Origin of the sequence: Magnetospirillum moscoviense (assembly GCF_001650635.1) — a bacterium.
In the GTDB taxonomy this organism is placed as follows: domain Bacteria; phylum Pseudomonadota; class Alphaproteobacteria; order Rhodospirillales; family Magnetospirillaceae; genus Magnetospirillum; species Magnetospirillum moscoviense.
On sequence record NZ_LWQU01000149.1, the window covers coordinates 1 to 19,651 of the forward strand.

Sequence of the window (19,651 nt, forward strand, 5' to 3'; positions counted from 1 at the left end):
GGGGGCATGATGGATGAGTCATTCCATCTTGAATCACGCTCACGCCCGCCTGTCCAGGCTATGTTAACGCCTATGGGACTTGCCCTAACCCTTGGCGAAGAAGGCCTTCAGCCGGCTCATCGCCTCGTCGATGGCCTGGTCGGTCTTGGCGAAGCAGAAGCGGGCGTAATGGTCGGGACCGTTGCCGTCGAAGAAGGCCGAGACCGGGATGGCGGCAACGCCGGCCTGCTCGGTGATGGTCCGGCAGAAATCGCGGTCGTCGCCGGCAAAGCCCAATGGCCGGAAATCGGCCGACAGGAAATAGCTGCCGAAACAGGGAAGCGGGGCCAGCCCGGCCGCCTTCAGCCCGGCCGCCAGGCGGTCGCGCCGTGCCGTCAGGACCGCCGGCAGGCTGTCGATATAGTCGCCGGCATCGTCCAGCCCGCGCGCCACCGCCGCCTGAAGGGTCGGCGAGGTGGTGAAGGTCAGGAATTGGTGGGCCTTGGCGATCGGGGCCAGCAACGGCGCCTCGGCCACCACCCAGCCGACCTTCCAGCCGGTCAGCGAAAAAATCTTGCCGGCCGAGCCGACCTTGGCGCAGCGGGCGCGCATGCCGGGCAGGCTCATCAGCGGAATGTGGGCGTGGCCGTCATAGCTGAGGTGCTCGTAGACCTCGTCGCACACCGCCAGGGAATCGTGGGCTTCCAACAGACCGGCCAGGAAGGCCAGGTCGTCGGCGTTCCACACCTTGCCGCACGGATTGGTCGGGCTGTTCAGCACCACCAGCTTGGTCTTCGGCCCGAACATCGCCGCCAGCGCCTCGCGGTCGATGCCCCAGTCGGGCGGCAACAGGCGCACCAGCCGGGGCACGCCGCCGGCCCGGCGGATGATCGGCAGGTAGGAATCGTACAAGGGCTCGAACAAGATCACCTCGTCGCCCGGCTCTATCAGGCCGAACAGGCAGGCGGCCAGCGCCTCGGTGGCGCCCGAGGTCACCATCACCTCGTCCGGCCGCACCGCATTCTTCCAATAGCGGCATTCGTGGGCGGCCACCGCCTCGCGCAAGGCGGGGGTGCCCATCATCGACGGATATTGGTGCGGCCCGGCCAAGGCGGCATCGGCCAGGGCGGAGATCAGCGCCGGCGGCTCCAGCCCCTCGGGGAAGCCTTGGCCCAGATTGACGGCGCCATGGGCCTGGGCCAGACGCGACATGGTCTCGAAAATGGTGGTGCCGCAGGCGGCGAAGACGGAATTGGCGCGGGCCACGCTGACTTGCTCCGGCGAAAAGGCGGGGGCTCCTATCTACCACGGAACAGGCAGAACGTCAGCGTCGGCGAATTGCCCAAGCTTTGGGCTTTGCTGCCGAAAAAAACGGCAGCTTCCCAGGGATTGCGCCAATGTTCCCTTTGTTTTCCCGGTGGATGAAGTGGCACAAGGCGTGCTACATGTCGTGCCGCGCCAAGCGCTGGTTCCACGTTATCCGAGAGACCCGGTCCATGAAGAAGATCGAAGCGATCATCAAGCCGTTCAAGCTCGATGAAGTGAAGGAAGCCCTGCATGAAGTCGGACTCCAGGGTCTGACCGTGACCGAGGCCAAGGGCTTCGGCCGCCAAAAGGGCCATACCGAATTGTACCGTGGCGCCGAATACGTGGTCGACTTCCTGCCGAAGGTGAAGATCGAGCTGGTGATCGAGGACAACCTCGTCGAACGTGCGGTCGAAGCCATTCAGCAGGCGGCCCACACGGGGCGCATCGGCGACGGCAAGATCTTCATTTCCACCGTCGAGGAAGCGATCCGCATCCGCACCGGTGAACGCGGCAGCGACGCCATCTAGTCCTGCCCACGACGATTTCAAATACGTTTTTTCCACCACATCCAAACTCAGGAACTTTGACCATGGCTGACGAAGTCAAGAAAGTCCTCGAACTGATCAAGGAACACGACGTTAAGTACGTCGATTTCCGCTTTACGGACCCGCGCGGCAAGTGGCAGCACACCGCTCAGCACGTCTCGACCATCGACGAGGAAATGCTGACCGAAGGCATCATGTTCGACGGCTCGTCGATCGCCGGCTGGAAGAGCATCAACGAATCCGACATGATCCTGATGCCGGACTGCTCGTCGGCGATGATGGACCCCTTCGCCGCCCAGGCCCAGCTGATCATCAATTGCGACATCGTCGAGCCGGCCACCGGCCAGCTGTATGACCGCGACCCCCGCTCGATCGCCAAGCGCGCCGAAGCCTATGTGAAGTCGTCGGGCGTGGGCGATGCCACCTATTTCGGCCCGGAAGCCGAATTCTTCGTGTTCGACGACGTCAAGTTCAAGACCGGCATGAATGTCGGCTATTACGAGCTGTCGTCGGAAGATGGCTGCGAAGCCTCGGGCAAGGAATTCTCGGAAGGCAATCTGGGCCACCGCCCGGGCGTCAAGGGCGGCTATTTCCCGGTTCCGCCGGTGGACTCGGCCGTCGACATGCGCGCCGAAATGCTGACCATCATGGGTGAGATGGGCCTGCCGATCGAGAAGCACCACCACGAAGTGGCCGCTTCGCAGCACGAGTTGGGCATCAAGTTCGGCAGCCTGATCGAGGCCGCCGACAACATCCAGACCTACAAGTACGTCGTGCACAACGTCGCCGCCTCGTACGGCAAGACCGCGACCTTCATGCCGAAGCCGATCTATGGCGACAACGGCTCGGGCATGCACGTCCACCAGTCGATCTGGAAGGCCGGCAAGCCGCTGTTCGCCGGTTCGGGCTATGCCGACCTGTCGGACATGGCTCTGTACTACATCGGCGGCATCATCAAGCACGCCAAGGCCATCAACGCCTTCACCAACCCGCTGACCAACAGCTACAAGCGCCTGATCCCCGGCTTCGAAGCCCCGGTGCTGCTGGCCTACTCGGCCCGCAACCGCTCGGCCTCGTGCCGCATCCCCTACTCGGCCTCGCCGAAGGGCAAGCGCGTCGAGGTCCGCTTCCCCGATCCGGGCGCGAACCCCTACCTGGCCTTCTCGGCCATGCTGATGGCCGGTCTGGACGGTATCGCCAACAAGATCCACCCCGGCGATCCGATGGACAAGAACCTGTATGACCTGCCTCCGGAAGAGCTGAGCCAGGTCCCGACCGTGTGCGGCAGCCTGCGTGAGGCCCTCGAGGCCCTGCGCGCCGACAACGACTTCCTGTGCAAGGGCGACGTGTTCTCGAAGGACTTCATCGAGAGCTACATCGAGCTGAAGTACGAAGAAGTCTATCGCTTCGAGCACACCCCGCATCCGGTCGAGTTCGACATGTACTACTCGGTCTAATCCGAGCGTCGAACAAAATCGCTACGGGAACCCCCGCCAGGAAACTGGCGGGGGTTTTCGTTTTCATGAACAGCACCCCAAAACACAAGTAATCAACAGAGAACGAAACCATCGGGTGTCAGCCCGATACAGAGCTTGTATTTATAATTCTGAATATGTATATGATCGCCGTCGGGATATCGGGGCCGGGGATTGGTTGAAGATGGGGAACGAGGTGGGGACGGCCGAACGGCGAAAGCGCAAGGTCCAGTTTTCCGACAATGCCATCGTCACCCTGGAGGTAACCGACCAGTTCGCCGCCCGCTGCCGCTTCGGCACCGTCGAGGAGGCCAACAGCGCCGCCGCCCGCTTCCTGGGCGTGACCAAGCTCGAGGGCCTGCTGGGCCGGTCGCTCTTGGACTTCATCGCCGACGACTACCGCCCGGTGATCCAGGAATTGCTGGACCTGCACGTGGTCGAGCTGGACCCCATCCCGCTGATGATCCACACCCCCGACGGCAAATCGCGCGAGGCCGAGATCAAGATCCATCCGGCCCGTGAATTGGGCGACGGATCGTCGATCGTCACCTTGCGCGATCTGGCGGCGCAAACCCGGGCGGCGATGCAGGCCCGGCGCATGGACGCGCTGTTCCGCAGCCTGGTCGACAACGCCATGCACATGATCTGCCGCTGCCATGGCGAGCGGGTGGTCTATATCAACAGCGCCGGCCGCGCCCTGATCGGACTGCCGCCCGACGAGGGCGAGGCCAGTTGGCCGATCTGGACTTTCTTCGACGAGCCTTATCGCAGCCTGTTCCACGAGGATTTGTCCGCCCTGCTGGACGAAACCGGCATCGTGCCGGTGCGGTTCCGCCGCATCGACGGCAGCGCCATCGACGTGCAGGTGCGCATCACCCGCCTGCCCGACGAGGACAACGACATCGAGTTCATGCTGGAAGCGCGCGACATCACCGGCCAGAACAAGGCGGTGTCGGCCCTTAGGGCGATGAACGACACGCTGGAACGCCGCGTCGTCGAGCGCACCTCGGAACTCAACATCCAGAAGGGCTTCCTGGAACGCCTGCTGACCGCCATGCCCAATCCGGTGTGGTGGAAGGGCCTGGACGGCCGCTATCTCGGCTTCAACAACGCCTTCGCGACGTTGCTGAACGCCGACCCCGACACCTGGATCGGCCGCTCGGTCGAGGATGTCGCCCCCGGCGACCATGTCGCCCTGTCGAAGACGCGTGACGAACAGGCCCTGAACGGGCCGCCGATCGCCTATGAGATGGAGTTGCAGGCCAAAGACGGCAAGCGGCAGTTCCTGGTCAACAAGACCGCCTGGCTGAACGAACGCAAGCAACCGGCCGGCCTGATCGGGGTGATGATCGATATCTCACGCCAGAAGGACCTGGAAAACGAGTTGCGTCGCCTGGCGACCACCGACGCCCTGACCGGTACCTTCAACCGCCGCCATTTCATGGAGCAGGCGGCGGAAATGGTCGCCGTCGCCCGACGCCACCATCGCGCCGCTTCGGTGATGATGCTCGACATCGACCATTTCAAACGCATCAACGACACCTTTGGCCATCCGGTCGGCGACCTGGCCATCAAGGCGCTGGCCAACACCTGCATGGGCGCGCTGCGCGGGTCCGACATCCTGGGCCGCCTGGGCGGCGAGGAATTCGCCATCTGCCTGCCGGAAACCGACCTGACCGGCTGCCGCATCCTGGCCGAGCGCATGCGCGAGGCGGTGGCCGCCATCTGCGTCGAGGCCGACGGCCACCAGGTCCGCTTCACCGCCTCGATCGGCATCGCCGGCCTGGAAGAGCCCGATCATTCGGTCGATATCGTGCTGGCCCGCGCCGACCAGGCCTTGTACCGGGCCAAGAATGGCGGCCGCAACCGCGTGGTCGCCGACCGCGACGCCTGATCGGCGTTACAACACACCCATCGAGTCATCAAACCGTCTGTTGCGATGCAACATGAGGGTCGCGACAATGCCGCATCACAACCGCTCGAGGAGATGCGTCATGACCCACATGATCCCGGAATTGCGTGAACTGGGCGAGCATCTGGAAGCCGAGGCCGAGGGCCGACCGTTCGACCGTCGCCGCGCCCATGTCCTGGCCCATCGCATCGCCGAGCGTCACCCGGACATCCGCAAGACCATGAACCTGCTGGTCGAACGGCTGGGCGAGGAACGGGTTTAGCTCAGGCCGAACGAACAAGTTCCAGCAGGGGCTCGAAGGCATACAGTGCCGGCCGGCGGCCAGAGGCGGGACTGACCGTCTTCAGCAGGCTGGCGTCGCTGAGCGCCCGAGCGAAACGTTGCGCCGTGGCCTCCGGTATCCCCGACTTGCGGGTAAAGTCACTGTTGCGAAAGACCGGGCGGGAAAACAGGAAGTCCAGTGCCTTGGTGCTCCATTGCGACGACAGCGTTTCGCGGAACCTGTCCTTCATGTCTTCGTAAAGATCGCTGATCTCCTCGGCTTTTGCCAAGTTCCGCTGCGCTTGGGCGTCCAAGCCCCCCAGAAAGAACTCGACCCAGTCGGTCCAAGCGCCAACCCGCGACACTTCCCGCATGCGGTCGATATATTCGTCGCGGTTCTCTTCGAAGAAGGCGCTGACATAGAAATGTGGCGCCGTAATCACCCGTTGATTCCATAGCATCAGGGTGATCAGCATCCGCCCGATTCGGCCGTTACCGTCCTTGAACGGATGGAGTGCCTCGAATTCCAGATGAGCCAACGCCGTCCTGATCAGGATTTCCTGCTCGTCATCGGCCATGTGGCCAACCAACGTCTCCATTCCATCAATCAGGCGCTCGGGGCTGACCGGGATGAAGATAACCTTCCTGCGCCCCCGATCGGCGATGTAATTCTGCTCGGTCTTGTAATGACCGGGTGCCATCCGGGCTCCGCGCCCGAACCCCAGCAGCTCGGCATGGGCGCTGCGGATCAACCATTCCGACAAGGGCGCGCCATCTTCCATCCGCCGCTGCGCGTTGCGCATGGCGCGGCCGTACAGCGCCACCTCGATGACATCGTCACGCACGCGCCGCCCAGATGCATCGCCGGCCTCGGCATGGTCGGCCTCGTACTGCAGGACCTCGTCCAAAGTGCTGACGGTCCCTTCCATGCGCGACGAGACCACCGCCTCTTGGCTCCGCAACGGCGCCAGAAGGATTTCGCTGTTGTGCATGCCCTTCAGCATCTGATCGTAGCGGGCCAGCGACGCGGCGGCCCGTGTCAGGGGCTTGATCAGACGAGCCGCGTCAAGGGAGGCCGGCGGGAAATGTCCGTAATGGTACTGAACCGCCTCGCTGAAATCGAGCTGCCGATCCATCACTCGCCTCCTGCACGAACATCGAGCGCCTCTCTATGCGCAACACAGGGGCGCACGGAGGTTTGTCGTTAACAAATGAGGCTTTTATGCGAAGCAAGGCCCGTTGTCCAGAACGGACACGCGCCAACCAGCTTTGTGTCGCATGAAAGTCGCATTTGCGCGACACAATCTCTTTCTGACTGAATCAGTGCACATCAAACCAGCTTGTGTCGCGCGAAACGCCATTTTTGACGGACAAACCCTACTCGGGATGCAACAACGCCTTCCTGAGCCTTCTCACCCCCAGCACCACCGCGCCGATGATCACCGGCAGCGACACCAGGGCGGCGATGTCGGGGTCCAGCGGAACCCCGGCCCCCTTCAGGCCCTTGGCGGCGTAAAGCACCAGCCCCAGCAGGTAGTACGAGATCGCCACCACCGACAGACCCTCGACGGTTTCCTGCAGCCTGAGCTGCATGTGGGCGCGGTGGTTCATCGACTTCAAAAGATCGCGGTTCTTTTCTTCCAGCGCGATATCGACCCGGGTGCGCAAAAGGTCGCCGGCCCGGCCGGCCCTGACCGACAACAGCTCGCGCCGCTCGGCAGCCGATTCGCAGGTCTTCATCGCAGGCGCCAGGCGGCGATCCATGAACTCGCCCAGGGTCTGGATGCCGGGGATGCGGTCCTCGCGCAATTCGGCGATGCGCTGCATGACGATGGCGTGATAGGCCCGGGCGGCGGCCAGCCGGAAGCCCGAGGCGGCGTCCAGCCGTTCGGCCTCGGCCGCCACCGCCGTCAGCCGGTCCAGCAATTCGCGGTCATTTTGCATGATGGCGGGATCGGCCAGTTCGGTGACGATGTCGGCCAGTTGGCGATCCATGCGCGCCACCTCGCCGTGGATGCGCCGGGCCTCGGGGAAGGCCAGCAGCGCCATCATGCGATAGGTCTCGATCTCCAGCAGCCGTTGCATCACCCGGCCGGTCTGGCCCCGGGTCAAGGAGCGGTCCTGGACCAGGATGCGGCCGAAACCATCGGCATGCAGGCGCAGGTCGGTCCACGCCTCGGCGGCGCCGCCCAGCACCATGGAACCGATCAGCGCGTTGCCGTCGAAGCGAGCGGCCAGCTCGTCCCCGGCCAGCCGGCCCGACGACATCGCGATATGCACCGCCGAGATGGCCGCGCCCGGCATCCGCTCCAGCCAATCGGACGCCACCAGATCCAGGGCCGAGGCGGCGAACGGCTCGTCGAACGGGTCGAAGCGCAGGAAGGTGTAGGTGGAAAACTCGGTGTGGCGTTCCCAGCGCAGGCGCAGCCCGCCCAGGTCGCGGGCGAAATAGGTCGCGCCCTCGCCCGGCGGCTCGGCGCCGTGGCTTTGCAGAAGTTCGGCCAGATAGGCGCGCTCGACGCCCTCGCCCAGACCGTCGTGCAAGATGGCCAGGTGGCTGGCCCGCACCGGCGCGGCCAGCTGTTCATAGGGGCGCGCGTGCACCTCGCCGGCCAGGGGGCGGCGCAGCGGATGCTCGCTGGCGACCAGCGATCGTGTTTCGGCCATTGCCCACCTCGTCGCAAACAACCACATTGGTGTACAGTACCCCGTCCCGCCTGCCAAGGAGCCCAAATGCCGCACGAGTCCCAAGCCCAAGAGCTGTTCTTCACCCGTGCCGGCATGGACAAGGACAATGTCGCCGCCATCGTCGCCGACGCCCTGGCCGGCACCGACGACGGCGAGCTGTTCCTGGAATACCGTCAGTCGGAAAGCGTGCTGATGGACGACCGCCAGATCAAGTCGGCCAATTTCGACACCACCCAAGGGTTCGGCCTGCGCTCGGTGGTCGGCGAGGCGCACGGCTACGCCCACGGCTCGGTCTTGTCGGAGGAGGCGATCCGCCGGGGTGCCACGACGGTCAAGGCGGTGCGCGGCAACCATTCCGGCACCATGGCCTTAGCACCCGTCGGCACCAATGCCAGCCTTTACACCGATATCAATCCGCTGGTCCTGGTGCCCTTCGAGGCCAAGGTCAAGCTGCTGGAGGAGATCGATGCCTATGCCCGGCGCGAGCCCCGGATCAAGCAGGTTTCGGCCTCGCTGTCCGGATCGTGGCAGGCGGTGTTCATCCAGCGCGCCGACGGCAGCCATGCCGCCGACATCCGCCCGTTGGTGCGCCTGAGCGTGTCGGTGGTGCTGGCCGAGGGCGACCGCATGGAAACCGGCGGCCACGGCATCGGCGGCCGCGTCACCTATGACGGCATGATGGACGAAATGGCCTGGCGCCATTGCGTCGACGAGGCGATCCGCCAGGCCTCGGTCAATCTGGCCTCGATCCCGGCCCCGGCCGGCGAGATGAGCGTGGTGCTGGGGCCGGGCTGGCCCGGCGTCATGCTGCACGAAGCGGTCGGCCATGGCCTGGAAGGCGACTTCAACCGCAAGGGGACCTCGGCCTTTTCCGGCAAGATCGGCCAGCGGGTGGCGGCAAAGGGCGTCACCGTCGTCGATGACGGCACCCTGCCCGACCGCCGCGGCTCGATCACCATCGACGACGAGGGCACCGCCTCGGGCCGCACCGTGCTGATCGAGGACGGCATCCTGGTCGGCTATCTGCAAGACCGCCTGAACGCCCGTCTGACCGGGGTGAAGGCCACCGGCAACGGCAGGCGCCAATCCTATGCCCACGCGCCGATCCCGCGCATGACCAACACCTTCATGGAAGCGGGTACCTTGGACCCGGCCGAGATTCTGGCTTCGGTCGAGAAGGGCATCTATGCCGTCAATTTCGGCGGCGGCCAGGTGGACATCACCTCGGGCAAGTTCGTGTTCGCCGCCACCGAGGCCTATCTGATCGAGAACGGCAAGATCGGCGCCCCGGTCAAGGGCGCCACCCTGATCGGCAACGGCCCCGACGCCCTGACGCGGGTCACCATGATCGGCAACGACCTGCAGATCGATCCCGGCATCGGCACCTGCGGCAAGGACGGCCAGGGCGTGCCGGTCGGCGTCGGCCAGCCGACGCTTCGGCTCGACGGCCTGACCGTCGGCGGAACGGCGGTTTAAAGCACTTTCCGATCTGACCGGGTCAGATCGGAAAGTGCGACACGCCCGCGCGGCGATTGAGCGGGCCCGGAACGGGCCGTACAGACAAAGCCTAGCGCGACTTGATCGGCACCGGGAAGACCGGCGTCGGCGCGGGTGCCGTGCCGGGCTCGGGCTTGGCAATCGGTTTGACCTCGGGCTTAGGTTCTGGCTGGGGCTCGATCTTCGGCTCGGGCTTGATCGCCGCCGCCTTTGCCGGCGCCGCTTTAGCCACCGCCTTCGGCTCGACCCTTGGCGGCAGCTTGGCCTTGCCGGGCAAATCCCTGGGCGCCAAATCGATCACCAGACGGTTGCCCTTGCCGTCGGCCTGGTCGGGCGGCAGCGCGAACTTGTATTCCACCCGCGCCGGCGCGTTGGTGTAGATCACCAACAGCCCCTTCTTCATGCCCCGCTTGACGAAATCGTAGCGCGCCACCAGCCCGTGCGGCTTCAGGCGGTGGCGGTTGGCCTCCCAGTCGACCGAGGGGATGCCGACCATCACCCGCCGTCCGTCATCGGTGACGTTGGTGAAGAACTTGCTGATTTCGCTGACATCCAGCACCACCCGGGTCAGGTCGGGATGGGTCCCGGTGCGGGTGTTTTGCGTCTCGGTCTTGGCCGCGCGGTCGGCCGCCGCCGCCGGCCAAGCCAGCAGCAACCCCGCAAGAATCAGTCCGACCGGCCGAATCATTGGTCACCCCACAGATACAAACCATCCACCTAACCATACCTCTGGTTGCCAGGCTTGTCATGGCCCTGCAATGGGGCCTATCGTGGGGCCGCCTTGACAACCCAATCGCGGACGGGACACCAGGCCGGCATGAGCGGTCATAAGGAAAAGAGCGTCGCCGAAGCCTTCGCCGAGGCGATGAACGCCTACCAGAACGGCAACGGCGCCGAGGCCCGACGGCTGGCCAAACGCATCGCCGACCACCACCCCACCTTCGGCGGCGCCCATTACCTGCTGGGCCTGTTGTCGCTGGACCGCGCCCAGGGCAAGCAGGCGGCCGGCCATCTGGCCAAGGCCATCACCATCACGCCGCGCCAGCCGGTGCTGCACATGGCCATGGGCCGCGCCCTGGAACTGACCGGCGACGTCGCCGAGGCCTGCCTGCATTTCCGCACCGTGCTGGGCCTGATGCCCCACCATGCCGAGGCCCATGCCCGCTTGGGCAACGGCCTGCGCCTGTTGGGCAAGCGCGACGAGGCGATGGCGCAATGCCGCGAGGCGGTGGCGCAGGATCCCGCCCACGCCGACGCATGGAACTGCCTGGCCGGCCTGCTGCAGGAAGCCGGCCAGCCGGCCGAGGCCGCCGAGGCCGCCCGCAAGGCCCTGGCGCTCAGGCCCGACTGGCCGGCGGCCCTGAACAATTACGGCGTGGCGCTCAAGGAACTGGGCCGACTGACCGAGGCGGCGGTGATCCTGGAAGGCGCGGTCGAGCTGCGCCCCAGCCATGCCGGCGCGCGCGCCAACCTGGCTGCCGTCTACCGCGCCCTCGACCGTCTGGCCGACGCCCGCTCCCAAGCCGAGGCCGGCACCCGCGCCGACCCGCGCCACGCCGAATCCTGGATGGAACTGGGACTGGTCCGCCAGGCGCTTAAGCATTCCGACGGCGCCGCCGCCGCCTTCGAACGGGCCGTCGCCGCCAAGCCGGACTTGGCCAAGGCGTGGTTCTGCCTGGGCGAGGCCCGCCGTCAGCAGAACAAACCCGACCTCGCCCGCAAGGCCTATGGCCGCTATCTCGTGCTGGACCCGGCCGACCATTGCGGCGCGGCCCTGGGCCTGGCGCTGGCCGGCGGCACCAATGCGCCGGCCAAGCCCCCCGAGGCCTATGTCCGCAGGCTGTTCGACGATTACGCCGAACGTTTCGACGATTCCCTGGTCGGCAAGCTGGAATACCGCGCCCCCACCGTGCTGGGCCAGGCCCTGGCCGAGGTGCTGGGCCCGGTGTCGGGTCTGGACGTGGTCGATATCGGCTGCGGCACCGGCCTGGCGGCACCGGTGTTGAAGCCCCTGGCCGGCCGCCTGGACGGCGTCGATCTGTCGCCGGCGATGATCGCCAAGGCTGCCGAGCGCGGCCTTTACGACCATCTGGAAACCGGCGACGTCGTAGCATATCTGGAGGCCCGCCCCGGCTCGGTCGATCTGGTGGCGGCCGCCGACGTGCTGGTCTATCTGGGCGACCTGGAACCAATCTTCGTCGCCGCCGCCAAGGCCTTGCGCGATGGCGGCACCCTGGCCTTCACCGCCGAGAAGAACGACGAGCGCGCCTGGGTGCTGGGGCCGACCCAGCGCTATGCCCATTCGCCCGCCTATATCCGCGCCCACGCTGAAGCCGCCGGCTTCACCGTCGCCCTGCTGGAAGATGCCGTCACCCGCCACGAGGCCGGCCAGCCGGTTCCCGGCCTGGTCGCGGTGCTGCGGAAAAGCTAACTCGGCAAATCTTGCCGGGTTTTAACCTTCCTTAAAGCTTGCTCGGTTACCCTGACGCTGTGGTCCTTGCGTCTTGCAGGACCCTGTCTGTCCTGACGGCTCTGGGTGAAACCGACGTGAACGCGTTCCTGCAGATGATGCGCGGCCTGGGCCCGATGCGGCTCGCCGCGATTGCCGGTGTCGGCGTCTCGATCCTCGGCTTTTTCATTTATCTGATGAGTCGCGTCGCCGCGCCGCAGATGGAATTGCTGTATGGCGACCTGGAAATGGCCGATTCCAAGGCCATCGTCGAGAAGCTGGCCGCCGAGAAGACCCCGTTCGAGGTCCGGCGTGACGGCCATGAAATCTGGGTGTCGAAGGACAAGAAGAACGAATTGCGGGTGCGCATGGCCGAACAGGCGATGCCGTCCTCGGGCCGGGTCGCCGGCTATGAGCTGTTCGACAAGCAAGACGCGCTGTCGTCGACCAGCTTCCAGCAGAACATCAATTACGTCCGCGCCCTGGAAGGCGAGCTGAGCCGCACCATCCGCGCCATCGACAAGGTCAAGAGCGCCCGCGTCCATCTGGTGCTGCCCAAGCGCGAGGCCTTCTCGCGCGAGGCCAACGAGCCGTCGGCCTCGGTGATCCTGAAAATGGCCGGCACCAACCGGCTGGAACGCGGCCAGGTGATCGCCATCCAGCATCTGATCGCGGCCGCCGTGCCGAAGATGAAGCCGACCCGCATCTCGATCATCGATGACAAGGGCACGCTGCTGGCCAAGGGCTTCGAGAACGACCAGGAGGTCGCCGCCCAGAACGCCGATGAGCTGAAGCTCAACACCGAGAACCGCATGGCCCGCGTCGTCGAGGGCATGCTGGAGCGGTCGTTGGGCCCGGGCCGCGTGCGGGCCGAAGTCAATGTCGAGATGGACCTGAGCCGCGCCGTCACCACCGAAGAGACCTACGACCCGGAAAGCCGCGTCGTGCGCAGCCAGGTCACCGTCAACGAGGATGAAAGCGCGAACGAGGGCGAGCCGCCCAACGTCTCGGTCACCAACAACCTGCCCGACCCCAACGCCAACTCGTCCAGCGCCAACAAATCCTCGTCCAAGGCGTCGAAGACCCAGGAAACCGTCAATTACGAGATTTCCAAGAAGACCAAGAACATCGTGCGCGAGATGGGCGAGATCCGCCGGGTCTCGGCCGCCGTGCTGGTCGATGGCATCTACGACGTCGCCGCCGACGGCAAGAAGACCTATCGCGACCGCACACCCGAGGATGTCGCCAAGCTGGAAGAGCTGGTCAGGAACGCCATCGGCTTCGACCGCAATCGCGGCGACCAGGTCAAGGTGCTGTCGATGCAGTTCGCCGGTGGCGAAGAGCAGTACCAGGCGGAAGAGCCGGGCGAGTTCATCTTCGGCATGCGCCGCGACTTCGTCGAGAAGGTTGCCTCGAACCTGGGCCTGTCCATCGTCGCCATCTTGTTCCTGCTCTTGGTGCTGCGCCCGCTCATCAGCCGGGCCATCGAAAGCATGCAGGGCCAGGTCGGCCCCGACGGCCGCCGCCTGCTGACCGCCGACGGTTCGGGCGTGCCGCAGCTGACCGGCCCCGGCGCCCCGCCGATGCCGGCGCCTGCCCTGGGCGGCGAGGAAGAAGTAATCGCCGACGAACTGATCGACATCGACAAGGTCGAAGGCCGTGTCAAGGCCTCGTCGATCCGAAAGATCGGCGAGATCGTCGAGAAGCACCCGGAAGAGGCTTTGTCCATCATCCGCAACTGGCTGTATCAGGAAGCGTAAAAGGAGCCCCCGCCCATGGCCCGCATGAAAGAGGACTACCGTTCGCTGACCGGCCCGCAAAAGGCGGCGATGCTGATGCTGTCCCTGGGCGAAGAGCATTCGTCCAAGCTGTTCGGCATGATGGACGACGAGGAAATCAAGGAATTGTCGCAGGTGATGGCCAACCTGGGCACGGTGTCTGCCAACCTGATCGAGCGATTGTTCGTCGAATTCGCCGACCAGCTGTCGTCCACCGGCTCGCTGGTCGGCTCGATGGAAAGCACCGAGCGACTGCTGATGAAGTCGCTGGGCAAGGACCGCGTTTCGACCATCATGGAAGAAATCCGCGGTCCGGCCGGCCGCACCATGTGGGACAAGCTGGGCAACGTCAACGAAGCGGTGCTGGCCAACTATCTGAAGAACGAATACCCGCAGACCGTCGCCGTCGTGCTGGCCAAGATCAAGGCCGATCATGGCGCCCGCGTGCTGTCGATCCTGCCGGAAAACTTCGCGATGGAAGTCATCATGCGCATGCTGCGCATGGAGGCGGTGCAGAAGGAAGTGCTGGACGGCGTCGAAAAGACCCTGCGCACCGAATTCATGACCAACCTGGCCCGCACCCAGCGGCGCGACGCCCACGAAATGATGGCCGACATCTTCAACAACCTGGACCGCAACGCGGAAAACCGCTTCATGTCGGCCCTGGAGGAACGCAACCGCGAATCGGCGGAAAAGATCAAGGCGCTGATGTTCACCTTCGAGGATCTGGTCCGCCTGGATGCCGCCGGCGTCCAGACCCTGCTGCGCCAGTGCGAGAAGGACAAGCTGGCCATGGCCCTGAAGGGGGCGTCGGACGCCATCAAGGACCTGTTCTTCAAGAACATGTCCGAACGCGCCGGCAAGATGCTCAAGGACGACATGGAGGCCCTGGGTCCGGTCCGCCTGCGCGACGTCGATCAGGCCCAGGCGATCATCGTGGTCATGGCCAAGGAACTGGCGGCCTCGGGCCAGCTGGTCATCTCGGAAGGCCGCGAAGAAGACGAGCTGGTCTACTAAGCGATGCCTTATCGCAAATACATGTTCGACCTCGATTTCGGCCAGCCGCCGCAGCAGGCGCGCCAGGCCAAGATCGAGGAGGAACAGGCCGCAGCAGCAGCAGCCGCCGAGGAGGAAATCGCCGACGAGCCAGCGGCGCCGATGTTCACCGAGGAAGAGTTGAACATGGTGCGCGAGGCCTCGTTCCAGGAAGGCCGCGAAGCCGGTTTCGCCGAGGCGGCCGAGGCCGATGCCCGCCAGATCGCCCTGGCGGTCACCGCCCTGACCGAACGTATCGACGCCGTGTTCCGCCAGCAGGATGAAGCCAACGATGCCAATGCCCGCGCCGCGGTCCGGGTGGCGATGGCGGTGTTGAAGAAGATGCTGCCGGCGGCCTGCGAGAAGCACGCCTTCGACGAGGTGGCCCGGGTGGTCGAGGACGTCGTCGCCCATATCCTGGACGAGCCGCGCATCATCGTCCGCGTCGCCCAGCCCCTGGTCGAGCCGGTGCGCGAGCGGCTTGAGGCGGCGGCCGAGGGCCAGGGTTTCGAGGGCCGCGTCGTGGTCCAGGCCGATCCCCGCCTGGCCGTCGGCGACGCCCGGGTGGAATGGACCGATGGCGGTGCCGAACGTGACCAGGCCCGCCTGCTGGAAGAGATCGAAGTGACGGTCGAACGGGCGCTGGCGCCGCCCGAACGCCGCGCCGCGGTGGAAGCGGCACACGACGCCGAGATGGGCTCGGTTTGAAGCCCCGGAAATCCGCCTGCGGGTTTCGGGGATAAGCAGGCCAATGATTTTTTGAATTGCGAGGTGATCCTATGGCCGATTTCGAACTGAACGACTTCATCCCGGAAGGCGGCGAGTCGATGTCCGATACCCCGGACATCCCGCGTTCGGCCCGTGACCTGGAAGCGGTCTACGACATTCCCGTTCAGGTGTCGGCGGTGCTGGGCAAGTCCAGCATGCAGGTCAATCAATTGCTGAAGCTGGGTCGCGGCGCGGTGGTCGAACTGGACCGCAAGGTCGGCGAGGCCATCGACATCTATGTCAACAACCGTCTGGTGGCGCGCGGCGAGGTGGTGGTGGTCGAAGACCGCCTGGGCGTGACCATGACGGAAATCATCAAGACCGATCGCAGCTAACCAAGTCCCCGGGGGAGAACAGATCATGCGGTTGCTGATCATTGGCGCGATGGACGGACAGATCGGGGCGGCCAGCAAGATCGCCATGGCCCGCGGCGCCAAGGTGTCCATCGCCGACGACGTCGAGCAGGGCCTGGAGGCGCTGCGCGGCCAAGGGGCCGATCTGGTGATGATCGACGTCCGCCGCGACGTCTCGCGCCTGGTCGAGGCCCTGGAAGTCGAGCGCATCGTCGTGCCGGTCATCGCCTGCGGGATCTCGACCGACGCCTCGGCCGCCGTGCGCGCCATCAAGGCCGGCGCCAAGGAATACATCCCGCTGCCGCCCGACGCCGAGCTGATCGCCGCCGTCCTGGCCGCCGTCACCGCCGAAAACCACGCCATCATCCACAAGGACCCCCGCATGGCCCAGACCATGCGCTTGGCCGAGCAGGTGGCGGGCTCGCACGCCTCGATCCTGATCACCGGCGAGTCGGGCACCGGCAAGGAATTGATGGCCCGCTTCATCCACGACAAGAGCCCCCGCGCCAAGGCCCGCTTCGTCGCCGTCAATTGCGCCGCCATCCCGGAAAACCTGCTGGAATCCGAATTGTTCGGCCACGAGAAGGGCGCCTTCACCGGCGCGGTGGCCCGGCGCATCGGCAAGTTCGAGGAAGCCAGCGGCGGCACGCTGCTGCTGGACGAAATCTCGGAGATGGACATCCGCCTGCAGGCCAAGCTGCTGCGCGCCATCCAGGAGAAGGAAATCGACCGGGTCGGCGGCAGCCAGCCGGTCAAGGTCGATTGCCGCATCGTCGCCACCTCGAACCGCAACCTGGAAGATTACGTCCGCCAGGGCGGCTTTCGCGAAGATCTGTTCTATCGCCTGAACGTCGTCAATCTGGGCCTGCCGTCCTTGCGCGAGCGGCCGCTGGACATTCCGATCCTGTCGGATTTTTTCATCAAGAAATATTCCGAGACCAACGCCATCGCCATTCGCCCGCTGTCGCCCGAGGCCCGCCAAATGCTGATCAAGCATTCGTGGCGCGGCAATGTGCGCGAGCTGGAAAACACCATGCACCGCGCCGTGCTGCTGGCCAGCGGCGCCACCATCGGCCCCGAGGCGATCATCCTGACCGGGGCGCCCTTGGGCGGCCACGATCCGGTGGTGTCGCAGGTGACCCATGCGGCGGCGGCGGTGATGAGCGGCGCCGGCGCCACCCAAGGCCTGGTCGGGCGCACCGTCGCCGACGTCGAGCGCGACCTGATCATCGACACGCTGAGCCATTGCCTGGGCAACCGCACCCATGCGGCGACCATTCTGGGCATTTCCATTCGCACCCTTCGGAACAAACTGAAGCAATATTCCGAAGAAGGAGTCAGCGTTCCGCCGCCGGCCGGCGGTGAAGAACGTGCCAGCCTCTAACGCCGTGGGGATATAACACATGGCCGACGGCGCTCCGTCTCCGGGAAATTTGGCAGCCAACGACACCGCGCAAGCCGCGTGGGGACGCTTCAACAAGGCGTTGCGCCGCGGCGACGTGATCCTGGCCGTCGGCGTGGTCGCGATCATGCTGATGCTGATCCTGCCGCTGCCGTCCTGGCTGTTGGATATGGGTCTGGCGCTGTCGGTGACCGTCAGCGTCTTGATCTTGATGGTCAGCCTGTTCATCGAAAAGCCGCTGCAATTCTCGTCCTTCCCGACGGTGCTGCTGCTGACCACGCTGATCCGATTGTCGCTGAACCTGGCCTCGACCCGCCTGATCCTGGGCCACGGCCACGAAGGCCCGGAAGGGGCCGGCCAGGTCATCGCCGCCTTTGCCAGCTTCATCATGAGCGGCAATTTCGTCATCGGCATCATCGTCTTCATCATCCTGGTGATCGTCAATTTCGTGGTCATCACCAAGGGTTCGGGGCGTATCGCCGAAGTGGCGGCCCGCTTCACCCTGGACGGCTTGCCGGGCAAGCAGATGGCCATCGACGCCGACCTGTCGGCCGGCCTGATCGACGAACAGACCGCCAAGAAGCGCCGCAGCGAATTGGAACAGGAAAGCCAGTTCTTCGGCGCCATGGACGGCGCCTCGAAGTTCGTGCGCGGCGACGCCATCGCCGGCCTGCTGATCACCGGCATCAACATCGTCGCCGGCATGATCATCGGCATGGCCCAGAACAATCTGACCTTCGCCCAGGCCGCCGACATCTATACCAAGCTGACCGTCGGCGACGGTCTGGTCACCCAGGTCCCGGCCCTGCTGGTCTCGGTCGCCGCCGGTATCCTGGTCACCAAGGCCGGCGTCACCGAGACCGTCGACAAGGCACTGGGCGCCCAGCTGGGCGGCTATCCCCGCGCCATGGGCACCGCGGCCGGCCTGATCACCATGATGGCCATCGTCCCGGGCATGCCGTTCCTGCCATTCTTCGTGCTGGGCGGCGGCATGGGCCTGGCGGCCTATTTCATCGACAAGCAGCAGCGCATCAAGGCCGAACGCGAGACCATCGAGGCCGACGAGAAGGCCCGCCAGACCACCCCCGTCGCGGAAGAACCGATCTCGACCGCGCTGCGCATCGACACCGTGCGCCTGGAGCTGGGCTACGGCCTGTTGCAGATGATCAACAATCCCAAGGGCGTCAAGCTGACCGACCAGATCAAGAGCCTGCGCCGGGCCATGGCCTCGGAAGTGGGCTTCGTCATGCCGTCGGTCCGCATCCAGGACAATATGCAGCTGCCGGCCAACGCCTATGTGGTCTACATCAAGGAAGTGGAATCCGGGCGCGGCGACCTGCGCCCCAACCATCTGCTGATCATGGACCCCCGGGGCGACGAGATCACCCTGCCCGGCGAAAAGACCAAGGAGCCGACCTTCGGCCTGCCGGCCATGTGGGTCGAGCCGACCAACCGCGAGGAAGCCCTGTTCCGCGGCTATACCGTCGTCGATCCGCCCACCGTGGTCACCACCCACCTGACCGAGGTGATCAAGGACAACATGGCCGAGATGCTGTCCCATTCCGAGACCCAGAAGCTTCTGGACGAAATGGACAAGGAACATCAGAAGCTGATCGCCGAACTGATCCCGGCCCAGATCACCATCGGCGGCCTGCAGCGCGTGCTGCAGAACCTTCTGACCGAGCGCATCTCGATCCGCGACCTGCCGACCATCCTGGAAGGCGTCGCCGAGGCTTGCGGCCACACCCGCAACGTCACCATGATCACCGAGCATGTGCGCGCCCGCCTGGCCCGCCAGATTTCCGACAACAACACCGGCCCGCAGGGCTTCATCCCACTGATCACCCTGTCGCCGGAATGGGAGCAGGCCTTCGCCGAATCGCTGGTCGGCCAGGGCGAGGAGAAGCAATTGTCGATGCCGCCGTCGCAATTGCAGGACTTCATCACCCGCACGCGGCAAAGCTTCGAACGCTTCGCCATGCAGGGCGAGACGCCGGTGCTGCTGACCAGCCCGATGGTCCGGCCCTATGTGCGCTCGATCATCGAACGCTTCCGCCCGGTGACCGTGGTGATGAGCCAGGCGGAAATTCACCCCAAGGCAAAGATCAAGACCATGGGTCAAATATGATCGGGGGGGCAAATATGATGCTCGGATTGGGTCGAGCCCCGGTGCCCGTCATTCCCGCGAAAGCGGGAATCCA

16 protein-coding genes are annotated in these 19,651 nt (G+C 65.2%); 12 read left to right on the forward strand and 4 right to left on the reverse strand.

All coding sequences use genetic code 11. The features are described from left to right. Positions 1-84: 84 nt before the first annotated feature. Positions 85-1,245: an aminotransferase gene (locus A6A05_RS12735; RefSeq protein ID WP_082910939.1), complete on the reverse strand. Its 1,161-nt coding sequence runs from the start codon at positions 1,243-1,245 to the stop codon at positions 85-87. Positions 1,246-1,475: 230 nt separating this feature from the next. Here A6A05_RS12735 and A6A05_RS12740 point away from each other — a divergent pair, with 230 nt between their 5' ends. The 4 genes from A6A05_RS12740 to A6A05_RS12755 all read left to right on the forward strand — a co-directional run bounded on the left by A6A05_RS12740 (position 1,476) and on the right by A6A05_RS12755 (position 5,481). Beyond that, complete coding sequence (locus tag A6A05_RS12740) at positions 1,476-1,814, forward strand: P-II family nitrogen regulator (RefSeq protein WP_008616616.1); 339 nt, start codon at positions 1,476-1,478, stop codon at positions 1,812-1,814. 62 nt (positions 1,815-1,876) lie between these two features. After that, positions 1,877-3,289 carry a type I glutamate--ammonia ligase gene (gene glnA / locus A6A05_RS12745; protein WP_068501636.1) on the forward strand — a complete coding sequence of 471 codons (1,413 nt, stop codon included), beginning with the start codon at positions 1,877-1,879 and terminating at the stop codon, positions 3,287-3,289. A 202-nt stretch (positions 3,290-3,491) separates the two neighbouring features. After that, positions 3,492-5,201 carry a sensor domain-containing diguanylate cyclase gene (locus tag A6A05_RS12750; RefSeq protein WP_156521047.1) on the forward strand — a complete coding sequence of 570 codons (1,710 nt, stop codon included), beginning with the start codon at positions 3,492-3,494 and terminating at the stop codon, positions 5,199-5,201. Positions 5,202-5,301: 100 nt separating this feature from the next. Beyond that, complete coding sequence (locus A6A05_RS12755; protein WP_068501642.1) at positions 5,302-5,481, forward strand: hypothetical protein; 180 nt, start codon at positions 5,302-5,304, stop codon at positions 5,479-5,481. Between the two features lies 1 nt (position 5,482). Here A6A05_RS12755 and A6A05_RS12760 read toward each other — a convergent pair whose 3' ends face one another. Then, positions 5,483-6,616 (reverse strand): Fic family protein, encoded by a 1,134-nt coding sequence (locus tag A6A05_RS12760; RefSeq protein WP_068501645.1) that lies wholly within the window; start codon positions 6,614-6,616, stop codon positions 5,483-5,485. 241 nt (positions 6,617-6,857) lie between these two features. Continuing rightward, positions 6,858-8,147, reverse strand: a complete 1,290-nt coding sequence (locus A6A05_RS12765) for a DUF3422 family protein (protein ID WP_068501648.1) — start codon at positions 8,145-8,147, stop codon at positions 6,858-6,860. A 66-nt stretch (positions 8,148-8,213) separates the two neighbouring features. On the opposite strand from A6A05_RS12765, the gene tldD reads away from it, so the two are divergent. Beyond that, on the forward strand, positions 8,214-9,644 hold the full coding sequence (gene tldD / locus A6A05_RS12770; RefSeq protein WP_068501649.1) for a metalloprotease TldD: 1,431 nt from the start codon (positions 8,214-8,216) through the stop codon (positions 9,642-9,644). Between the two features lie 91 nt (positions 9,645-9,735). On the opposite strand, the gene A6A05_RS21515 is transcribed toward tldD, so the two are convergent. Continuing rightward, positions 9,736-10,353 (reverse strand): hypothetical protein, encoded by a 618-nt coding sequence (locus A6A05_RS21515; protein ID WP_068501652.1) that lies wholly within the window; start codon positions 10,351-10,353, stop codon positions 9,736-9,738. Between the two features lie 129 nt (positions 10,354-10,482). Here A6A05_RS21515 and A6A05_RS12780 point away from each other — a divergent pair, with 129 nt between their 5' ends. The 7 genes from A6A05_RS12780 to flhA all read left to right on the forward strand — a co-directional run bounded on the left by A6A05_RS12780 (position 10,483) and on the right by flhA (position 19,578). Continuing rightward, positions 10,483-12,096, forward strand: coding sequence for a tetratricopeptide repeat protein (locus tag A6A05_RS12780; protein ID WP_068501655.1), 1,614 nt, complete (start codon positions 10,483-10,485; stop codon positions 12,094-12,096). A gap of 116 nt (positions 12,097-12,212) precedes the next feature. After that, a complete protein-coding gene (gene fliF / locus A6A05_RS12785) occupies positions 12,213-13,874 on the forward strand; it encodes a flagellar basal-body MS-ring/collar protein FliF (RefSeq protein WP_068501697.1) in 1,662 nt (553 codons plus the stop codon). A 15-nt stretch (positions 13,875-13,889) separates the two neighbouring features. Next, positions 13,890-14,909 carry a flagellar motor switch protein FliG gene (gene fliG / locus A6A05_RS12790; protein ID WP_068501657.1) on the forward strand — a complete coding sequence of 340 codons (1,020 nt, stop codon included), beginning with the start codon at positions 13,890-13,892 and terminating at the stop codon, positions 14,907-14,909. 3 nt (positions 14,910-14,912) lie between these two features. After that, positions 14,913-15,635: a FliH/SctL family protein gene (locus A6A05_RS12795; RefSeq protein WP_068501659.1), complete on the forward strand. Its 723-nt coding sequence runs from the start codon at positions 14,913-14,915 to the stop codon at positions 15,633-15,635. 71 nt (positions 15,636-15,706) lie between these two features. Continuing rightward, entirely contained in the window at positions 15,707-16,030 is a 324-nt protein-coding gene (gene fliN / locus A6A05_RS12800) for a flagellar motor switch protein FliN (protein WP_068501662.1), read from the forward strand. A 25-nt stretch (positions 16,031-16,055) separates the two neighbouring features. Next, complete coding sequence (gene flbD, locus A6A05_RS12805) at positions 16,056-17,432, forward strand: sigma-54-dependent transcriptional regulator FlbD (protein ID WP_068501665.1); 1,377 nt, start codon at positions 16,056-16,058, stop codon at positions 17,430-17,432. A gap of 19 nt (positions 17,433-17,451) precedes the next feature. Beyond that, entirely contained in the window at positions 17,452-19,578 is a 2,127-nt protein-coding gene (gene flhA, locus A6A05_RS12810) for a flagellar biosynthesis protein FlhA (protein WP_082910940.1), read from the forward strand. Positions 19,579-19,651 lie beyond the last annotated feature (73 nt).